Origin of the sequence: Pseudomonas sp. JV414, assembly GCF_032424305.1 — a bacterium.
Taxonomy (GTDB): domain Bacteria; phylum Pseudomonadota; class Gammaproteobacteria; order Pseudomonadales; family Pseudomonadaceae; genus Aquipseudomonas; species Aquipseudomonas lini.
Window position 1 is genome coordinate 45,202 of sequence record NZ_VYKC01000022.1, and the last position, 17,255, is coordinate 62,456.

At 59.9% G+C, this 17,255-nt stretch carries 20 protein-coding genes; 18 read left to right on the top strand and 2 right to left on the bottom strand.

Annotation, left to right across the window (positions count from 1 at the left end):
• Window position 1: 1 nt before the first annotated feature.
• From flhF to F6R97_RS24195, 13 genes are all read left to right on the top strand, one after another.
• Window positions 2-1,327, top strand: a complete 1,326-nt coding sequence (gene flhF / locus F6R97_RS24135; protein WP_038979607.1) for a flagellar biosynthesis protein FlhF — start codon at window positions 2-4, stop codon at window positions 1,325-1,327.
• 116 nt (window positions 1,328-1,443) lie between these two features.
• Window positions 1,444-2,274, top strand: coding sequence for a flagellar synthesis regulator FleN (fleN, locus tag F6R97_RS24140; RefSeq protein WP_003222917.1), 831 nt, complete (start codon window positions 1,444-1,446; stop codon window positions 2,272-2,274).
• Complete coding sequence (gene fliA, locus F6R97_RS24145) at window positions 2,271-3,011, top strand: RNA polymerase sigma factor FliA (RefSeq protein ID WP_007894214.1); 741 nt, start codon at window positions 2,271-2,273, stop codon at window positions 3,009-3,011. Before fleN ends, fliA begins: the two co-directional genes overlap by 4 nt.
• A gap of 167 nt (window positions 3,012-3,178) precedes the next feature.
• Window positions 3,179-3,550, top strand: a complete 372-nt coding sequence (locus tag F6R97_RS24150; RefSeq protein WP_003183998.1) for a chemotaxis response regulator CheY — start codon at window positions 3,179-3,181, stop codon at window positions 3,548-3,550.
• Window positions 3,551-3,572: 22 nt separating this feature from the next.
• Window positions 3,573-4,361 carry a protein phosphatase CheZ gene (locus tag F6R97_RS24155; protein WP_038979610.1) on the top strand — a complete coding sequence of 263 codons (789 nt, stop codon included), beginning with the start codon at window positions 3,573-3,575 and terminating at the stop codon, window positions 4,359-4,361.
• A 53-nt stretch (window positions 4,362-4,414) separates the two neighbouring features.
• Complete coding sequence (locus F6R97_RS24160; protein WP_038979612.1) at window positions 4,415-6,652, top strand: chemotaxis protein CheA; 2,238 nt, start codon at window positions 4,415-4,417, stop codon at window positions 6,650-6,652.
• A gap of 49 nt (window positions 6,653-6,701) precedes the next feature.
• Window positions 6,702-7,838 carry a chemotaxis response regulator protein-glutamate methylesterase gene (locus F6R97_RS24165; protein WP_038979613.1) on the top strand — a complete coding sequence of 379 codons (1,137 nt, stop codon included), beginning with the start codon at window positions 6,702-6,704 and terminating at the stop codon, window positions 7,836-7,838.
• A complete protein-coding gene (locus F6R97_RS24170) occupies window positions 7,838-8,578 on the top strand; it encodes a flagellar motor protein (RefSeq protein ID WP_038979615.1) in 741 nt (246 codons plus the stop codon). Before F6R97_RS24165 ends, F6R97_RS24170 begins: the two co-directional genes overlap by 1 nt.
• A gap of 12 nt (window positions 8,579-8,590) precedes the next feature.
• The gene (motD, locus tag F6R97_RS24175) at window positions 8,591-9,481 is read left to right on the top strand and encodes a flagellar motor protein MotD (RefSeq protein ID WP_038979616.1); all 891 of its coding nucleotides are present in this window, start codon (window positions 8,591-8,593) and stop codon (window positions 9,479-9,481) included.
• 43 nt (window positions 9,482-9,524) lie between these two features.
• Window positions 9,525-10,313, top strand: a complete 789-nt coding sequence (locus F6R97_RS24180) for a ParA family protein (protein ID WP_038979617.1) — start codon at window positions 9,525-9,527, stop codon at window positions 10,311-10,313.
• A 123-nt stretch (window positions 10,314-10,436) separates the two neighbouring features.
• Window positions 10,437-11,312: a CheW domain-containing protein gene (locus F6R97_RS24185; RefSeq protein WP_315867208.1), complete on the top strand. Its 876-nt coding sequence runs from the start codon at window positions 10,437-10,439 to the stop codon at window positions 11,310-11,312.
• Window positions 11,313-11,400: 88 nt separating this feature from the next.
• Window positions 11,401-11,886 (top strand): chemotaxis protein CheW, encoded by a 486-nt coding sequence (locus F6R97_RS24190; RefSeq protein WP_007894224.1) that lies wholly within the window; start codon window positions 11,401-11,403, stop codon window positions 11,884-11,886.
• Window positions 11,887-12,279, top strand: a complete 393-nt coding sequence (locus tag F6R97_RS24195) for a DUF2802 domain-containing protein (RefSeq protein WP_038979621.1) — start codon at window positions 11,887-11,889, stop codon at window positions 12,277-12,279.
• Between the two features lie 117 nt (window positions 12,280-12,396).
• Here the strand turns inward: F6R97_RS24195 and F6R97_RS24200 are convergent, their stop codons facing one another.
• Both F6R97_RS24200 and F6R97_RS24205 read right to left on the bottom strand, forming a co-directional pair.
• A complete protein-coding gene (locus F6R97_RS24200) occupies window positions 12,397-12,726 on the bottom strand; it encodes an EscU/YscU/HrcU family type III secretion system export apparatus switch protein (RefSeq protein ID WP_038979623.1) in 330 nt (109 codons plus the stop codon).
• Entirely contained in the window at window positions 12,723-14,297 is a 1,575-nt protein-coding gene (locus F6R97_RS24205; RefSeq protein ID WP_315867209.1) for a flagellar hook-length control protein FliK, read from the bottom strand. Before F6R97_RS24205 ends, F6R97_RS24200 begins: the two co-directional genes overlap by 4 nt.
• A 198-nt stretch (window positions 14,298-14,495) precedes the next feature.
• Between F6R97_RS24205 and ccmA the strand changes: the two genes are divergently transcribed.
• From ccmA to ccmE, 5 genes are all read left to right on the top strand, one after another.
• Complete coding sequence (gene ccmA, locus F6R97_RS24210) at window positions 14,496-15,131, top strand: cytochrome c biogenesis heme-transporting ATPase CcmA (protein WP_038979626.1); 636 nt, start codon at window positions 14,496-14,498, stop codon at window positions 15,129-15,131.
• Window positions 15,128-15,796, top strand: a complete 669-nt coding sequence (ccmB, locus tag F6R97_RS24215) for a heme exporter protein CcmB (RefSeq protein WP_315867210.1) — start codon at window positions 15,128-15,130, stop codon at window positions 15,794-15,796. Before ccmA ends, ccmB begins: the two co-directional genes overlap by 4 nt.
• 78 nt (window positions 15,797-15,874) lie before the next feature.
• Window positions 15,875-16,630, top strand: a complete 756-nt coding sequence (locus tag F6R97_RS24220) for a heme ABC transporter permease (protein ID WP_123720715.1) — start codon at window positions 15,875-15,877, stop codon at window positions 16,628-16,630.
• A complete protein-coding gene (gene ccmD, locus F6R97_RS24225) occupies window positions 16,627-16,803 on the top strand; it encodes a heme exporter protein CcmD (RefSeq protein WP_007894243.1) in 177 nt (58 codons plus the stop codon). Before F6R97_RS24220 ends, ccmD begins: the two co-directional genes overlap by 4 nt.
• Window positions 16,800-17,255, top strand: coding sequence for a cytochrome c maturation protein CcmE (gene ccmE / locus F6R97_RS24230; protein WP_038979631.1), 456 nt, complete (start codon window positions 16,800-16,802; stop codon window positions 17,253-17,255). The genes ccmD and ccmE overlap by 4 nt, the downstream gene beginning before the upstream one ends.

Consider the following 17,255-nt stretch of genomic DNA (forward strand, 5'->3'; position numbering starts at 1 on the left):
TATGCAAGTTAAGCGTTTTTTCGCCGCCGATATGCGTCAGGCCATGAAACTGGTTCGTGATGAGCTGGGCGCAGATGCCGCCATCATTGGCAATCGCCGGATCGCCGGCGGTGTCGAGCTGACGGCTGCCCTGGATTACAAATTGTCGGCGCTGGCCCCGCGTGTTCCGAACATGGAACTCGAGGACGAGCTGCGCAAGACCCAGTCGCGGATCGTCACCGCCCAGGCCGAACTGAGTCTGCGTGGCGATGGCGAGAGCGACAAGAGCACCAATCGACAGTTGTTCGCCGGCCTGCCGTTGACCGCCGCCGAGCCGCTGATTGAATCGACACTGGCCGAGCCTCGGCGCTCGGCACCTGCGCCTGCCGCAGCGACCGGCGTCGATCCGCGTGCGTTCGACTCGATGCGTTTCGAGCTCAACAGCCTGCGTGAACTGATGGAAGTGCAACTTGGCTCGCTGGCCTGGAATCAGCTACAAGGCAGCCGTCCGGCCCAGGCCAACCTCTGGCGCCGCTTGCAACGCATCGGCCTGTCCGGCCCGTTGTCGCGCGATCTGCTGGCGCTGATTACTGACATTGAAGAACCCCGTCAGGCCTGGCGCATGTTGCTCGCGCACCTGGCGCGGATGATCGCCACCCCGGAAGTCGAGCCCTTGGAAGAGGGCGGTGTGATTGCCATGGTCGGCCCGGCCGGCATGGGCAAGACCACCACGCTGGCCAAGCTGGCGGCCCGTTACGTGCTCAAGTACGGCGCGCAGAACATCGCGCTGGTGAGCATGGACAGCTACCGCATCGGCGCTCAGGAACAGCTCAAGACCCTGGGCCGCATCCTCAACGTGTCGGTCACCCACGTCGACCCAGGTCAATCCCTGGTGCAGGCGCTGGAGCCCTTGCTGCGCAAACGCGTGGTGCTGATCGATACCGCCGGCCTGCAGGCCAGCGATCCGGCACTGCGCATGCAGCTCGAAAGCCTGGCCGGACGCGGCATCAAATCAAAAAATTATCTGGTCTTGGCAACCACCAGCCAGAAACAGGTTCTAACCGCCGCTTACCACAGTTACAAACGTTGCGGCCTTGCCGGCTGCATCCTGACTAAACTGGATGAAACGGCAAGCTTGGGTGAGGTGTTGAGCCTGGCCATCAGTCATGAATTGCCGGTGGCTTACCTGACCGATGGCCCGCGGATTCCGGATGATTTACATCTGCCGCGTCGTCATCAGTTGGTCAGCCGCGCCGTTAGCGTGCAAATGCAGGAAGAACCCAGCGAAGAAGCCATGGCTGATATGTTCGCTGATATTTACCACAGCCCGACCAAGCAGGTTGGCTGAGGTATTAATGAACATTTTTTGTACCTACATCGATGGTCGGCCATGCATTGTTCAGTCGCTGAACGCGCAGCCAGTAATGTGGCCTCCGTCTATGCAAGACAAGGTAAAGAAATAACATGGGCAGCATGCATCCCGTACAGGTGATCGCGGTGACCGGCGGCAAAGGTGGCGTCGGGAAGACTAACGTGTCAGTGAACTTGTCCCTGGCTCTAGCTGAACTCGGCCGGCGCGTCATGCTGCTGGATGCCGATCTGGGGCTGGCGAACGTCGACGTCCTGCTGGGGCTGACACCCAAACGTACCCTGGCCGACGTGATCGAAGGCCGCTGTGAGCTGCGCGACGTACTGTTGCAAGGGCCCGGCGGTATCCGCATCGTCCCGGCCGCATCCGGCACCCAGAGCATGGTTCATCTGAGCCCGGCCCAGCATGCCGGCCTGATCCAGGCCTTCAGCGACATCGGCGACAACCTCGACGTATTGGTGATCGACACCGCTGCGGGCATTGGTGACTCGGTAGTCAGTTTCGTCCGCGCAGCGCAAGAAGTCTTGCTGGTGGTGTGTGACGAGCCGACCTCGATCACCGACGCCTACGCACTGATCAAACTGCTGAATCGCGACTACGGCATGAATCGTTTCCGCGTCCTGGCCAACATGGCGCAAAGCCCGCAGGAAGGCCGTAACCTGTTCGCCAAGTTGACCAAGGTCACGGATCGTTTCCTCGACGTCGCCTTGCAATATGTCGGTGCGGTGCCTTACGACGAAAGCGTGCGCAAGGCCGTGCAGAAACAGCGTGCCGTCTACGAAGCCTTCCCGCGTTCCAAGTGCGCCCTGGCGTTCAAGGCCATTGCGCAGAAGGTCGATACCTGGCCACTGCCGGCCAACCCACGCGGGCACCTGGAGTTTTTCGTCGAACGCCTCGTGCAACAAACGGCAGGACCCGTCCTATGACAGCCAGTGGCTACAACCTCTACAAGAAGTCGGCACGTGACGCGCAGTACGAGCTGATCGAGCGTTACGCGCCACTGGTCAAACGCATTGCCTACCACTTGCTGGCGCGTTTGCCGGCCAGTGTCCAGGTCGAAGACCTGATCCAGGCCGGGATGATCGGCCTGCTTGAAGTATCAACCAAATACGACGCCAGCAAAGGCGCGAGTTTCGAGACGTACGCGGGCATTCGAATCCGCGGCGCGATGCTCGATGAAGTGCGCAAGGGGGACTGGGCGCCACGTTCGGTTCACCGCAATACCCGCATGGTCAGCGACGCGATTCGCTCGATTGAAGCTAAAACCGGTCGTGACGCTAAAGATCATGAGGTTGCGGCCGAACTCCAATTGAGTCTCGACGATTATTACGGGATTTTGAACGACACCCTCGGTAGCCGCTTATTCAGTTTCGACGATCTGTTGCAGGACGGCGAACACGAAGGGCTGCATGAGGATGGCGCCAGTGCTCATCTCGAGCCGTCACGCGATCTGGAAGATGAACGCTTCCAGGCGGCGCTGGCGGACGCGATTGCCAATTTGCCGGAGCGTGAGCGACTGGTGTTGGCGCTGTACTACGACGAAGAGTTGAATCTCAAGGAAATCGGTGAGGTCCTGGGGGTCAGCGAATCGCGGGTCAGCCAGTTACACAGCCAGTGCGCGGCCCGTTTGCGGGGGCGTTTGGGGGAGTGGCGAGCGCGCTGAAGGCAGTGTGGGGACACTGCGAATGGAGCTGGTGTGGTGTTGAACTGCATCGGTCTCGATCTGTTGTGCTCCAGACAGTCATTGAGTGCTTTGCCGGATTGATTGAAATGGCGCGTCCAGGTGCTGGGCGCGTTTAAGACTGCTTGGAGGTCGAATTGGACAAGAACATGAAAATCCTCATCGTTGATGACTTCTCAACGATGCGGCGGATCATAAAAAACCTGTTGCGTGACCTTGGGTTCACCAACACGGTCGAGGCTGACGATGGCACCACTGCCATCCCGGTTCTCAACAGTGGGAGCATCGACTTTCTGGTAACGGACTGGAACATGCCTGGCATGACCGGTATCGATCTGCTGCGTCACGTGCGCGCCGATGAAAAGCTCAAGCACCTGCCGGTGCTGATGGTGACCGCTGAAGCCAAGCGCGAGCAAATCATCGAAGCGGCCCAGGCCGGTGTTAATGGCTATGTGGTCAAACCCTTCACAGCCCAGGCGTTGAAAGAAAAAATCGAGAAGATTTTCGAACGCATCGGTTGATGTACTGCGCCACGGGGGAGCTATGGAGCATAAAGAATCTTCACAGGGCGATTTCGAGTCGACCCTGAAAAAACACGCGGTCGAACTGGTCGAGAGCCTTGAAAAAGGCAGGTTCGGCGACGCTGTGCAACTGATCCATGAGCTCAACCAGACCCGTGACCGCGGCCTGTACCAGGAAGTAGGCAAGCTCACCCGCGAGCTGCATAGCGCGATCGTCAATTTCCAGATTGACCCGCACATGCCGCAAGCCGAGGAAGTGTCTCAGATCACGGATGCCACCGAGCGCCTGGGTTATGTGGTCAAGCTGACCGAGGCCGCGGCGAACCGCACCATGGATCTGGTGGAAAACGCCACGCCGCTGATCAACAGCCTGAGCGACGAAGCTCAGACGCTGAGCACGGATTGGGGACGGTTCATGCGTCGCGAAGTCGGGGCTGAAGAGTTCCGCGAACTGGCCAGGCGCGTCGACGGTTTCCTGACACGCAGCAGCGAAGATAACCGCGTCGTGTCGAGCAATCTCAACGACATTCTGCTGGCCCAGGATTACCAGGACCTCACCGGTCAGGTGATCAAACGCGTGACCCAGTTGGTCACCGAAGTTGAAAGCAATCTGCTCAAGCTCGTGCTCATGGCCAGCCAGGTAGACCGCTTTGCGGGTATCGAACATGACCGTGATGCGATGCTGGCTGAAAAAGATCCACAAAAACATCTCTCTCAGGGTGAAGGTCCGCAGATTCATGCCGATAAAAGAGAAGACGTTGTGTCCGGTCAGGACGATGTGGACGATTTGTTATCCAGCCTAGGATTTTAGAGTTTTAGCATTTTAGGTTTTTTAGGTTTTTAGACCTCAGGAGCACCCCCTTAATGAGCTTCGGCGCCGATGAAGAGATCCTTCAGGATTTCCTGGTTGAGGCCGGCGAGATTCTAGAGCAACTGTCCGAACAGCTGGTCGAGCTTGAAAGCCGACCGGATGATGCGGATTTGCTCAATGCAATTTTTCGCGGTTTTCACACTGTAAAAGGGGGCGCCGGCTTCCTCCAGCTCAACGAGTTGGTGGAGTGCTGTCACATCGCCGAGAACGTGTTCGACATCCTGCGCAAGGGTGAACGACGCGTCGACTCGGAACTGATGGACGTGGTTCTCGAAGCACTGGACGCGGTGAACAGCATGTTCAGCGAAGTCCGCGAACGCGGCCCGATCACGGCTGCCACTCCAGAATTGCTTGCAGCGTTGGCCCGTCTGGCCGAGCCGCAAACCGCCGATGAATCGGCACCGGTCGCCGAGGTAGTGGAAGAACCTGCCGCTGAAGAATCGGGCGACATCACGGATAACGAATTTGAACAGCTGCTGGACTCGCTGAACGCCGTCAAGGCTCAAGCCGAGGCTCCAGCGGCTGCGCCAGTGCCGACCAGCGATGCCTCGGCCAGCGATGAAATCACCGATGCCGAGTTCGAGTCGTTGCTCGATCAACTGCACGGCAAAGGCCAGTTCGCCGTCGATGCGGTGGCTGCGCCAGCCGCACCGGCTGCCCCGAAAGCGGCAGGCGACAGCTCCGACATCACCGACGACGAGTTCGAAGCACTGCTCGATCAGCTGCACGGCAAGGGCAACTTTGCCGTCGATGCGCTGGAGTCGGCGATTGCCGCCGTACCAGCTCCGGCTGCGCCAACCGCTAAAGCGGCCGGCGGCGATCTGATCTCGGACCACGAATTCGAATCACTGCTCGACGAATTGCATGGTAAAGGCAAGTTCACCGAGGTTGGCACTGGCGCAGTGGTTTCTGCTCCTGTCGCCAAGGCGCCGGCACCAGCTGCGAAACCTGTGACCAAAGCGCCCGAGCCAAAAGCCGAAGTGCCGAAATCGGCCGCCGCTGCTGCACCGGCCCCGGCCCGTGCCCCGTCTGCGCCACCACCAGAAAAACCGGCCAGCGAAGCCGAGACCACCGTGCGGGTCGATACCGCGCGTCTCGACGAAATCATGAACATGGTCGGCGAGCTGGTATTGGTGCGTAATCGCCTGGTCCGTCTGGGCCTCAACAGCGGCGACGAAGCCATGTCCAAGGCCGTGTCGAACCTCGACGTGGTCACGGCCGACCTGCAAACCGCGGTCATGAAGACCCGGATGCAGCCGATCAAGAAAGTCTTCGGGCGCTTCCCGCGTCTGGTTCGTGACCTGGCTCGCCAGCTCAAGAAAGAGATCAACCTGGAGCTGGTCGGCGAAGAAACCGACCTCGACAAGAACCTCGTCGAGGCCCTGGCCGACCCGCTGGTCCACTTGGTGCGCAACTCGGTCGACCACGGTATCGAAGAGCCAGCTGAGCGCGAAGCGATGGGTAAACCTCGCAGCGGCAAGGTGATCCTGTCCGCGGAACAGGAAGGCGACCACATCCTGCTGTCCATCTCCGATGATGGCAAAGGCATGGACGCTGATGTTCTGCGCGGTATCGCCGTGAAGAAAGGCCTGATGGACAAGGATGCGGCGGACCGTCTCAGCGAGTCGGATTGCTTCAACCTGATCTTCGCTCCGGGTTTCTCGACCAAAACCGAAATTTCCGACGTCTCCGGGCGCGGAGTGGGCATGGACGTGGTGAAAACCAAGATCGCCCAGCTCAACGGTACCATCAATATCTACTCGACCAAGGGCAAGGGCTCGAAGATCGTCATCAAGGTCCCGTTGACCCTGGCGATCATGCCGACGCTGATGGTCATGCTCGGCAACCAGGCGTTCGCGTTCCCGCTGGTGAACGTCAACGAGATCTTCCACCTCGACCTGTCGCGCACCAACGTGGTGGACGGCCAGGAAGTGGTGATCGTGCGGGACAAGGCGCTGCCTCTGTTCTACCTCAAGCGCTGGCTGGTCAGCTCCGCCGCTCACGAAGAGCAGCGCGAAGGCCATGTGGTGATCCTTTCGGTGGGCACTCAGCGGATCGGCTTCGTCGTCGACCAACTGGTGGGCCAGGAAGAAGTGGTCATCAAGCCATTGGGCAAAATGCTCCAGGGAACCCCCGGCATGTCCGGCGCCACCATCACCGGTGACGGCCGCATTGCGCTGATTCTCGATGTTCCGAGCATGCTCAAGCGTTACGCCGCACGGCGTATTTGATTCTGGGGGAGCGGGGCGACTGAGCCTCGCCCCGTCTAACGGAGTGTTTATGGCAGTCAAAGTCCTGGTGGTGGACGATTCGGGGTTTTTCCGCCGCCGCGTCTCGGAAATTCTTTCAGCGGATTCGAATATCCAGGTCGTCGGTACGGCGACCAACGGCAAAGAGGCGATCGATCAGGCGCTGGCCCTCAAGCCAGACGTGATCACCATGGACTACGAGATGCCGATGATGGATGGCATCACCGCAGTGCGGCACATCATGCAGCGCTGCCCGACCCCGGTGTTGATGTTCTCCTCGCTGACTCACGAAGGCGCGCGGGTCACCCTCGATGCGCTGGACGCCGGTGCGGTGGACTTCCTGCCGAAGAATTTCGAAGACATCTCCCGTAACCCGGAGAAGGTCAAGCAACTGCTGTGCGAGAAGATTCTCAGCATCTCGCGCAGTAATCGTCGCGCCAGCACTTACAGCGCCCCGGCCCCGGTGGCTGCGCCAGCCCCGACGCCTGCGCCTTCGAGCGTCAACAGCTACGGTAGCAGCGCGCCTGCGCGTCCGGCACCGGCACCGATTCCGGCTCCGGCTCGCACCCATGCAGCGACTCCATCGTCGCCAGCGCCGAAACGCAAAGCCTACAAACTGGTTGCCATCGGTACGTCCACTGGTGGCCCGGTTGCCCTGCAACGGGTTCTGACGCAGTTGCCGGGCAACTTCCCGGCACCGATCGTGTTGATCCAGCACATGCCGGCAGCCTTCACCAAGGCTTTCGCCGAGCGTCTGGACAAACTGTGCCGCATCAGCGTCAAGGAAGCCGAGGATGGCGACATCCTGCGTCCGGGCCTGGCGCTGTTGGCTCCGGGTGGCAAGCAAATGATGATCGACGGCCGTGGCGCGGTGAAAATCCTGCCGGGCGACGAGCGTTTGAACTACAAACCGTGCGTGGACATCACCTTCGGTTCCGCAGCCAAATCCTACGGCGACAAAGTTCTGGCGGTGGTACTCACCGGCATGGGCGCGGACGGTCGCGAAGGCGCACGTCTGCTCAAGCAGGGCGGCAGTGCGATCTGGGCTCAGGATGAAGCCAGCTGCGTGATCTACGGCATGCCGATGGCCATCGTCAAAGCTGAACTCGCGGACGCGGTGTACAGCCTGGACGATATCGGCCGTCACCTGGTCGAGGCGTGTATCTGATGGATGTATTAAGCCTTATCGGGATCATCATGGCGTTCGTCGCCATTATTGGCGGCAACTACCTTGAAGGCGGTCATCTCGGTGCGCTGGCCAACGGCCCGGCAGCGTTGATCGTACTCGGTGGGACCATTGGTGCTTCGCTACTGCAATCGCCGATGAGCGCCTTCAAGCGCGCCATGCAGATTCTCGCCTGGATCCTGTTTCCACCGCGCGTGGACTTGGCCGGCGGCATCGATCGCGTAGTGAATTGGAGCCTGACCGCACGCAAGGAAGGTTTGCTCGGTCTGGAAGGGGTGGCCGACGCCGAACCCGACAGCTACTCACGCAAAGGTCTGCAACTGCTGGTGGACGGCGCCGAGCCGGAAGCGATTCGCAGCATTCTGGAAGTGGATTTCTACACCCAGGAAAGCCGCGACATCGAAGCCGCCAAAGTCTTTGAAAGCATGGGTGGCTACGCGCCGACCATCGGCATCATCGGTGCGGTGATGGGCCTGATCCACGTCATGGGCAACCTGGCCGATCCGTCGCAACTGGGCAGCGGTATTGCCGTCGCCTTTGTCGCCACCATCTATGGCGTGGCCAGTGCCAACCTGATGTTGCTGCCGATTGCCGCCAAGCTCAAATCCATCGCGTTGCGACAGTCGCGTTATCGCGAGATGTTGCTGGAAGGGATCTTGTCGATCGCCGAAGGTGAAAACCCTCGCTCCATTGAGTTGAAGCTTCAGGGCTTCATGGATTAAGGGAATAACCTCATGGCTCGTCGTCGGCAACCTGAAGAACACGTAAACCATGAACGCTGGCTCGTTTCCTACGCCGACTTCATCACGTTGCTGTTCGCTTTCTTCGTGGTGATGTACTCGATTTCTTCGATCAACGAAGGCAAGTACAAGATCATTTCCGAGGCGTTGATCGGGGTATTTACTGACTCCGATCGAGCCCTCAAGCCGATTCCTATCGGCGAAGAGCGACCGAAGACCGTGACTCCGGCCAAGCCGCTGGTCAAGGACAGCGAGCAGGTCGATGCCGGTATCGCCGGGGCCAGCGATCCGCTCAAAAGTATTGCCGATGACATCAGCGCGGCGTTCGGCGACTTGATCAGCTCCAACCAGATGACCGTGCGCGGCAATGAGTTGTGGGTCGAGATCGAACTCAATTCCAGCCTGTTGTTCGGCAGTGGCGACGCCATGCCCAGCGACATCGCGTTCAACATCATCGACAAGGTTGCCGCGATCCTCAGGCCGTTCGACAACCCGATCCACGTCGAAGGCTTCACCGACGATCAGCCGATTCGTACCGCGCAATACCCGACCAACTGGGAGCTGTCCTCGGCCCGTTCGGCAAGCATTGTGCGCATGCTGGCGATGCAGGGTGTGAATCCCGGTCGTCTGGCGTCGGTGGGTTACGGCGAGTTCCAGCCGGTGGCCAACAACGCCACCGCCGAAGGCCGGGCGCGTAACCGTCGGGTGGTGTTGGTGGTTTCACGAAATCTCGATGTACGCCGCAGCCTCACCGGTACCGGAACGGCTCATGCACAACCGGATGCCGCGTTGAAGCGGGCTGGCACACAAACTGCACCTACCCCGGTCAAGTCGCCGGGACGAGAGAGCGCCGTCAATTCTCCGTCACCCGCATTAATACGTTGAGCTATTTCTCGGTCGACCTTTTCGACCGGGAGGAACAATCCGAATGAGAGTCTGGGCAGTCGCCAATCAAAAGGGTGGTGTCGGTAAAACCACTTCCTCCATCGCTTTAGCCGGTTTGCTGGCTGAGGCGGGCAAGCGCGTGGTTGTGGTCGATCTCGACCCCCACGGCTCCATGACCAGCTACTTCGGTTACGACCCCGACAGCCTGGAACACAGCAGTTACGACCTGTTCCTGCACAAGGGCATTGTGCCCCAAGGCTTGCCCGGTCAGTTGCTGATGCCCACCAGTGACGAGCGCATTTCCCTGTTGCCATCGAGCACCGCGCTGGCAACCCTTGAGCGCCAGTCGCCGGGCCAGAGTGGTTTGGGCCTGGTGATCGCCAAGAGCCTGGCGCAACTTTGGCAGGACTTCGATTACGCGGTGATCGACAGCCCGCCGTTGCTCGGCGTGTTGATGGTCAATGCCTTGGCGGCCAGTCAGCAGTTGGTGATCCCGGTGCAGACCGAGCATCTGGCCGTCAAAGGCCTGGAACGCATGGTCAACACCCTGGCGATGATCAACCGCTCGCGCAAACAGGCGCTGCCGTTCAGCATCGTGCCGACCCTTTTCGACCGTCGTACCCAGGCGTCCCTCGGCACCCTTCGCGTGCTGCGCGACAAGTACCCGGAAGAAATCTGGCAAGGCTACATCCCGATCGATACCCGCTTGCGTGACGCGAGCCGGGCAGGGCTGACGCCTTCGCAATTCGACGGCAAGAGCCGTGGCGTTCTCGCTTACCGTGCACTGCTCAAACATCTGATGGCGGCGCAACTTGTTCCGCAGGTGGCGTGAGATGAACTCAATCCCTGTAGGAGCTGCCGCAGGCTGCGATCTTTTGATCCTGCTTTTTGGCGTCCTTGAAAAGATCAAGATCAAAAGATCGCAGCCTGCGGCAGCTCCTACGATGGTGTGCGCATGACTCGGCCGGTGAAGATCACCTCGCGTCCGCAACTGGCCCTCCAGTCTTATCTGGACAGCTTGCTGCAAGACGCGACCGAAGAGTTGCTGCCAGAAGTCGAGGCGCTGCCCGAGGTTATCGAGGTTATCGAGGTTGAGGCCGCGCTGGATGAGTTCCAGGCCGCCGTGCTTGAAGAACAGGCCCGTGATGCGCAGAAACCGGCCGTAGCTGCTGCACCCATCGTTGCGCCAGTGGTGAAAGCACCGGTGGTTGTTATCGAAGCACCGGCACCGATTCTGGCGCCCGTGTCGACGATTGCACCACTGCTGCAAGCATTGGTGCCGCCGTTGGTCGAAGTTCATCTGCCGCCAAGCAACACGCCGCCACCGGTGGAAACCGACGGTCGTCCGTCGTGGGCTGCCGAGCCGTTTGAGTGCTTGTTGTTCGACGTCGCCGGGTTGACCCTGGCGGTGCCGCTGGTGTGCCTGGGCTCGATTTATTCTCTGGCCGGTCACGAGCTGACACCGTTGTTCGGTCAGCCGGAATGGTTCCTCGGGATCCTGCCGAGCCAGGCCGGAAACCTGAAAGTGCTGGATACCGCGCGCTGGGTCATGCCGGACCGCTACCGCGATGATTTCCGCCAGGGCCTGCAATACGTTATTTCGGTTCAGGGCTACGAGTGGGGGCTGGCGGTGCATCAAGTCAGCCGCTCGTTGCGCCTGGACCCGAACGAAATCAAATGGAGAAGCCATCGAGGTCAGCGGCCATGGCTCGCCGGCACGGTAATTGAGCACATGTGTGCGCTGCTGGACGTTTCCGCCTTGGCCGAGTTGATCGCCAGCGGCGGGGTAAAGCACATGGGCGGCATCAAGCCGCTACACAAACCGACATAGCTGCCGACATAACAAATATGCGACGGCATTGTTGAATGCCGCCAACAGAACACACACCGCCAGAAGCGGTTTTTCGAGGGGTCAGGGTATGAGTAATCAAGCGACGAATGCAAAAGGTTCTGAAGATCCGATCCTGCAATGGGTAACCTTCAAGCTGGACAACGAAACCTACGGCATCAACGTGATGCGCGTTCAGGAAGTCCTGCGCTACACCGAAATCGCCCCGGTCCCGGGTGCTCCGAGCTACGTGCTGGGCATCATCAACCTGCGCGGTAACGTGGTCACCGTGATCGACACCCGTCAGCGCTTCGGCCTGATGAATGCCGAGATCAGCGATAACACCCGCATCGTCATCATCGAAGCCGACAAGCAAGTGGTCGGGATCATGGTCGACAGCGTGGCTGAAGTGGTTTACCTGCGTCAGTCGGAAATCGAGACCGCGCCGAACGTCGGTAACGAAGAGTCCGCCAAGTTCATTCAAGGTGTGTGCAACAAGAACAACGAACTGCTGATCCTGGTCGAACTGGACAAGATGATGAGCGAAGAAGAATGGTCGGAACTGGAGAGTATCTGATTGATTCTTGAGGTGGCTGTCATTGTCCTGTTCCTCTTCTGGGCAGGCACGCTGGCGATGTTCCTGGCGTACATCCGCGCTCAGCGGCAGATCGCCGCGCAACAGGCCGAGGGCGATGCGCTGCGCGATCAGCGCATCAAGGACCTGGCCAAACGCGTCGACGACTACCAGAACGGCAACGTGCGCATGGGTGAAGACCTGCACGAACTGCGCGCCGTCGTCGGCCCGTTGCCGGACAAACTGGCTCAGTTGGAGCAACGTGATCCGTCGAGTCTTTCATTCGCTCAGGCAGCACGCCTGGTGGGGATGGGGGCCAGCGTCGATGAACTGACTCAGTCTTGCGGGTTGACCCAGGCTGAGGCGGAGTTGATGAGTAAGTTGCACAAGAACTGAAAAGATCAAAAGATCGCAGCCTCGTTGCACTCGACAGCTCCTACATTGGGACGGTGTACGCCCTGTAGGAGCTGTCGAGTGCAACGAGGCTGCGATCTTTTTGCATTCAACAACGATTCAATAATCATCCCCGCGCTCGGTGATGTCCTTCTCCACCATCGCAGCATCTGGATCCCGCCCCTCGGGAAACTTCCCCTTCAAATTCCACGCAAACGCAATGATCTCGGCAATCGTGCGATACAACTCCTCCGGAATGCTCTCTCCCAATTCCATCCGCGCTAGCAGTTTCACCAGCTCGGCGTTTTCGTAAATCGGCACTTCATAATCACGGGCAATCTGCAGAATGGCTTCGGCCAGTTCCTCGTCACCTTTGGCCGTGAGGGTAGGGGCGTGGCTGCCGTCGTATTTGAGGGCGATGGCTTGGCGCGGTGCGGTGGATTTGTTCATGCGGTTTCGTCGACCCAGCGTTGTTCGAGGCGGGTTTGAGGGCCTTGCGGCGGTGTGCCGAGGTGGCAATCCAGATCGCCGACGTTCAGGCCTGACGCCAGCAGGCGTTCGCGCAGCCCGGCCAGATTGCTTTCGATCAGGCTCGCGGTGTACGGCCGTTCGGCCCATAGCTGACTGGAGAGGCTGCCTTTGATCAACTGGGCCTGAATCTGCAACGGTCCTAACGGTTCCATGTCGAACGCCAGTTCGACGCGCCACAACTGTTGCTTGGGTTCGCGTTCGTCGCGGCGTTCGTGTGGTTGTTCTTTCTCGGGCGCTTCTTCGCGCTGGAATTTGACCTGCAACGGCACGATGTCCTGCAGGTTGCGCATGGGGATTTCCAGTTGCCAGGTGCTGAGCAGGCGACCGTCGTCGGTGAGGCCGGTCTGTTCCAGGCTCGACAGTTGATGGCTTTGCAGGCGCGAGACGGCCGCTGCTGCCAGACGCAGCAAGTGTTCCAGATCGCCTTCACCGTCCTGGCTTTGCAGCAAGCGCTCCGGAAGCGGGAAACTGGTCGGCAATGGTTTGGCACTGACCTGGCCGAGCATGCCGAGGGCGCTGCGCACGAAACTCGGCAGCGCCTGGGCCAAGGTATTGGCGGCAATGATCGCGTTGAGATTGGTGTTAGCCGGCAGGCCCGGCGTCAGTTGTGCGATCAACTTGAGCAGGTCGCCCTTCATGTCAGGCGTCAGCGTCGGGTTTTGTCCGGTCAACAGTTTCGCTTCGAGGAACAGGCCGCTGTTGGCCAATGCCTGGGCCAGGCCTTTGGGCGTGCTCAGTTGCTGGACGTCCGGCAGACCGGCGAGCAATTTGTCCACGGCGGCGCGCAGGTCGCTGGAGGTTTGATCCGACGGCGGCAGGTTTTGCAGGACTTTGATCAAGCCATCCAGAGAACCCTGGCGACTTTGCTGGCTGACCAATTGTTGCGTCACCGCCAGCTGTTCCTGGCGGCTACTCAACGGGACGAATTTCAGGGTCTGGGTGTCCTGCACCAAGGCGCTCAGCAATGTACCGATGCGCAGTGGCGTCGGGCTGTCGATACTCAGGGTGCTGCCGCTTAGCGCGGTGTTGAGCAGGCTCACCATCGAGCGAAACACTGTCGGCTGGCCCGGCACCTGTGGCATCACCTGAGAGGTCAGCACTTTGCCTTGCAGCAAGGTGCCGACCGGCAGTTGCGCCGTGTCGATGCGGGTGAGGGTGGCGACGCTGGAGGCGATGGCCTGTTGCACCGTGACCGCCAGATTGCCCGCCGATGGCTGGGTGATCGCCAGGCTGGTGCCTTGGGGCAGCGGCTGGGTGCTGGTGGCCTGGACCGTGGTCTGGCGGCCGCTGTCGAGGGTGACCTTGAGCAACAGTTGAAAAGTCTGATCCGTCTGCTTGAGCGACAGCACTTCGGCTTTGGCGGTTTGACCGGCAGTGATCAGGCCCTCCATCGGCGTCAGCAGCTTGAGCAACTCGCCGTTGATCACCAGCGGACGCGTGACCGCCGCAGTGGTTGGCGGTAGCGGGAGGATGTTCATTTCGCCTGTCATACGCGGTCACAACCTGAGGAAAATGCACTCTTTAGAGTAAGGCATGGCATGTATAATGCCGCCCCGTTGTATACAGAGTGGCGAAAACATTGCATTTGTTTGACGCAGCTCTCTAGAACAAGCCGTCATTGCATCTATGCTGCATCTCTTTAACGGCCGCACCAGAGCCGACTTGAACCGTATAAGGCCCGTGATCTCTTGACCAGTCCTGTCCTGCAAACCGTTGCCCTTGCCTGTGAGCGAGACCTTCGGCTGCTCTTCGAAAATCTCGAATTGAGACTGGCCAGTGGCGAAATGTTGCAGATCAGCGGCCCCAACGGCAGTGGCAAGACCAGCCTTTTACGTCTGTTATGCGGTTTGATGCACCCGACCGCCGGTCAAGTATTGCTAAACGGCCAGCCATTGCATGAGCAGCGCAGTGAACTGGCGCGCAACCTGTTGTGGATCGGCCACGCTGCCGGCATCAAAGACCTGCTGACCCCCGAGGAAAACCTCAGTTGGCTCTGCGCGTTGCATCAACCGGCCTCCCATGAGGCGATCTGGCAGGCGCTGGAGGCTGTGGGGCTACGCGGTTTCGAGGATGTTCCCTGCCACACCCTGTCGGCCGGCCAGCAACGTCGCGTGGCCTTGGCGCGGTTATACCTGGACAGCCCGCCGCTGTGGATCCTCGATGAGCCGTTCACCGCGCTCGACAAACAAGGCGTGGCGCAACTTGAAGAACACTTGGCTGCGCATTGCGAGCGGGGCGGCATGGTGGTCCTGACCACTCACCACACGCTGACCAGGATGCCGGCCGGCTATCGCGATATTGATTTGGGGAATTGGGCCGTATGAGTGTTTTCGGCCTGTTGGTCGCCCGCGAGGCCCGTTTGCTGTTTCGCCGTCCTGCCGAATTGGCGAATCCGCTGGTGTTCTTCGCCATCGTTGTCTCTTTGTTCCCGTTGGCGGTCGGTGCCGGGCCTCAATTGTTGCAAACCTTGTCCCCGGGGTTGGTCTGGGTGGCAGCACTTTTATCGGTCTTGCTCTCGCTGGACGGGCTCTTCCGCAGTGATTTCGAAGACGGATCGCTTGAGCAGTGGGTCCTTTCGCCGCACCCCCTGCCTATTCTGGTTTTGGCCAAGGTACTGGCACACTGGGCGTTTTCCGGCCTGGCGCTGGTTTTGCTCGCACCCTTGCTGGCGTTGATGCTCGGTTTGCCTGCCGCCTGTCTGCCGGTGTTGCTGCTTTCTTTATTGCTGGGTACACCGGTGCTGAGCCTGCTCGGTGCGGTGGGCGCGGCGTTGACGGTAGGATTGAAGCGCGGCGGCCTGTTGCTGGCGTTGCTGATTCTGCCGCTGTACATCCCGGTGTTGATTCTCGGCAGTGGCGCCTTGCAGGCGGCATTGCAGGGCATGGCGGCGACCGGTTATCTCTTGTGGCTTGGTAGCCTGACCGCCCTGGCGATAACCCTGACACCTTTTGCAATAGCTGCTGGCCTGAAGATCAGCGTCGGCGAATAATGAGGTCTGATCAAATTTTGATCAGTAAAGACCCTTCGCTGCTCGTGATGACGAACAGCAACCGTGATGGAAACAGCAATGAACTGGACCTGGTTTCATAAGCTCGGCTCACCCAAATGGTTTTACGGTATCAGTGGCAAACTGTTGCCATGGCTGAGCGTCGCGGCGTTGCTGCTGATCAGCATCGGTGTGGTTTGGGGGTTGGCCTTCGCGCCGCCGGACTACCAGCAAGGCAACAGCTTTCGGATCATCTATATCCACGTCCCGGCCGCCATGTTGGCGCAGTCCATCTACGTGATGCTGGCCGTGTGCGGCATCGTCGGGCTGGTCTGGAAGATGAAGCTGGCCGACGTCGCCCTGCAATGCGCCGCGCCGATCGGTGCCTGGATGACCGCCGTGGCGCTGGTCACCGGCGCGATCTGGGGCAAACCGACCTGGGGTTCGTGGTGGGTCTGGGATGCGCGACTTACGTCCATGCTTATTCTGCTGTTTCTGTACTTCGGTCTTATTGCGCTAGGCAACGCCATCAGCAATCGTGACAGTGCGGCCAAAGCCTGTGCGGTGTTGGCGATCGTCGGCGTGATCAACATCCCGATCATCAAATACTCGGTGGAGTGGTGGAACACCCTGCACCAGGGCGCGACCTTCACCCTCACCGAAAAACCGGCGATGCCCGCCGAGATGTGGCTGCCACTGCTGCTGACAGCGCTGGGCTTCTACTGTTTCTTCGGCGCGGTGCTGTTGCTGCGCATGCGCCTTGAAGTGCTCAAGCGCGAAGCCCGGGCGAGCTGGGTGAAAACCGAAGTGCAGAACAGTCTGGAGGTCGCTCGATGAGTTTCGCTTCATTCGGCGACTTTCTCGCCATGGGCCATCACGGCCTGTATGTCTGGTCAGCCTATGGCATAAGCCTTGCGGTGCTGGCCCTCAACGTGGCGGCGCCGATCCTGGCCCGCAAGCGGTATCTGCAACAAGAGGCGCGTCGTCTGCGCCGGGAGAACGGCAAGTGAATCCCCTGCGTAAAAAGCGTCTTATCATCATTTTCGCGATCCTGGTCGGTGTCGGCGCTGCCGTCGGCCTGGCCTTGAGCGCCTTGAAGCAGAACATCAATCTGTTTTACACCCCGACCCAGATCGCCAACGGCGAAGCGCCGCAAGACACGCGCATTCGTGCGGGCGGCATGGTCGAGAAAGGTTCGCTGCAACGTTCCGGCGATTCCCTGGACGTGAAATTCATCGTCACCGACTTCAACAAATCCGTGACCATCAGTTATCGCGGCATCCTGCCGGATCTGTTCCGCGAAGGGCAGGGCATCGTTGCTCTCGGCAAACTCAACGCTGACGGCGTGGTGGTGGCCGACGAAGTGCTGGCCAAGCACGATGAAAAGTACATGCCGCCGGAAGTGACCAAGGCTCTGAAAGACAGCGGTCAATCTGCTCCAACGCCCGCGAAGGAGGGTTGA

Bases quoted from the DNA above. Each gene is read 5' to 3' on its own strand.
- flhF (WP_038979607.1), top strand. From the start codon at position 2: ATGCAAGTTAAGCGTTTTTTCGCCGCCGATATGCGTCAGGCCATGAAA.
- fleN (WP_003222917.1), top strand. From the start codon at position 1,444: ATGGGCAGCATGCATCCCGTACAGGTGATCGCGGTGACCGGCGGCAAA.
- fliA (WP_007894214.1), top strand. From the start codon at position 2,271: ATGACAGCCAGTGGCTACAACCTCTACAAGAAGTCGGCACGTGACGCG.
- F6R97_RS24150 (WP_003183998.1), top strand. From the start codon at position 3,179: ATGAAAATCCTCATCGTTGATGACTTCTCAACGATGCGGCGGATCATA.
- F6R97_RS24155 (WP_038979610.1), top strand. From the start codon at position 3,573: ATGGAGCATAAAGAATCTTCACAGGGCGATTTCGAGTCGACCCTGAAA.
- F6R97_RS24160 (WP_038979612.1), top strand. From the start codon at position 4,415: ATGAGCTTCGGCGCCGATGAAGAGATCCTTCAGGATTTCCTGGTTGAG.
- F6R97_RS24165 (WP_038979613.1), top strand. From the start codon at position 6,702: ATGGCAGTCAAAGTCCTGGTGGTGGACGATTCGGGGTTTTTCCGCCGC.
- F6R97_RS24170 (WP_038979615.1), top strand. From the start codon at position 7,838: ATGGATGTATTAAGCCTTATCGGGATCATCATGGCGTTCGTCGCCATT.
- motD (WP_038979616.1), top strand. From the start codon at position 8,591: ATGGCTCGTCGTCGGCAACCTGAAGAACACGTAAACCATGAACGCTGG.
- F6R97_RS24180 (WP_038979617.1), top strand. From the start codon at position 9,525: ATGAGAGTCTGGGCAGTCGCCAATCAAAAGGGTGGTGTCGGTAAAACC.
- F6R97_RS24185 (WP_315867208.1), top strand. From the start codon at position 10,437: ATGACTCGGCCGGTGAAGATCACCTCGCGTCCGCAACTGGCCCTCCAG.
- F6R97_RS24190 (WP_007894224.1), top strand. From the start codon at position 11,401: ATGAGTAATCAAGCGACGAATGCAAAAGGTTCTGAAGATCCGATCCTG.
- F6R97_RS24200 (WP_038979623.1), bottom strand. From the start codon at position 12,726: ATGAACAAATCCACCGCACCGCGCCAAGCCATCGCCCTCAAATACGAC.
- F6R97_RS24205 (WP_315867209.1), bottom strand. From the start codon at position 14,297: ATGACAGGCGAAATGAACATCCTCCCGCTACCGCCAACCACTGCGGCG.
- ccmB (WP_315867210.1), top strand. From the start codon at position 15,128: ATGAGTGTTTTCGGCCTGTTGGTCGCCCGCGAGGCCCGTTTGCTGTTT.
- F6R97_RS24220 (WP_123720715.1), top strand. From the start codon at position 15,875: ATGAACTGGACCTGGTTTCATAAGCTCGGCTCACCCAAATGGTTTTAC.
- ccmD (WP_007894243.1), top strand. From the start codon at position 16,627: ATGAGTTTCGCTTCATTCGGCGACTTTCTCGCCATGGGCCATCACGGC.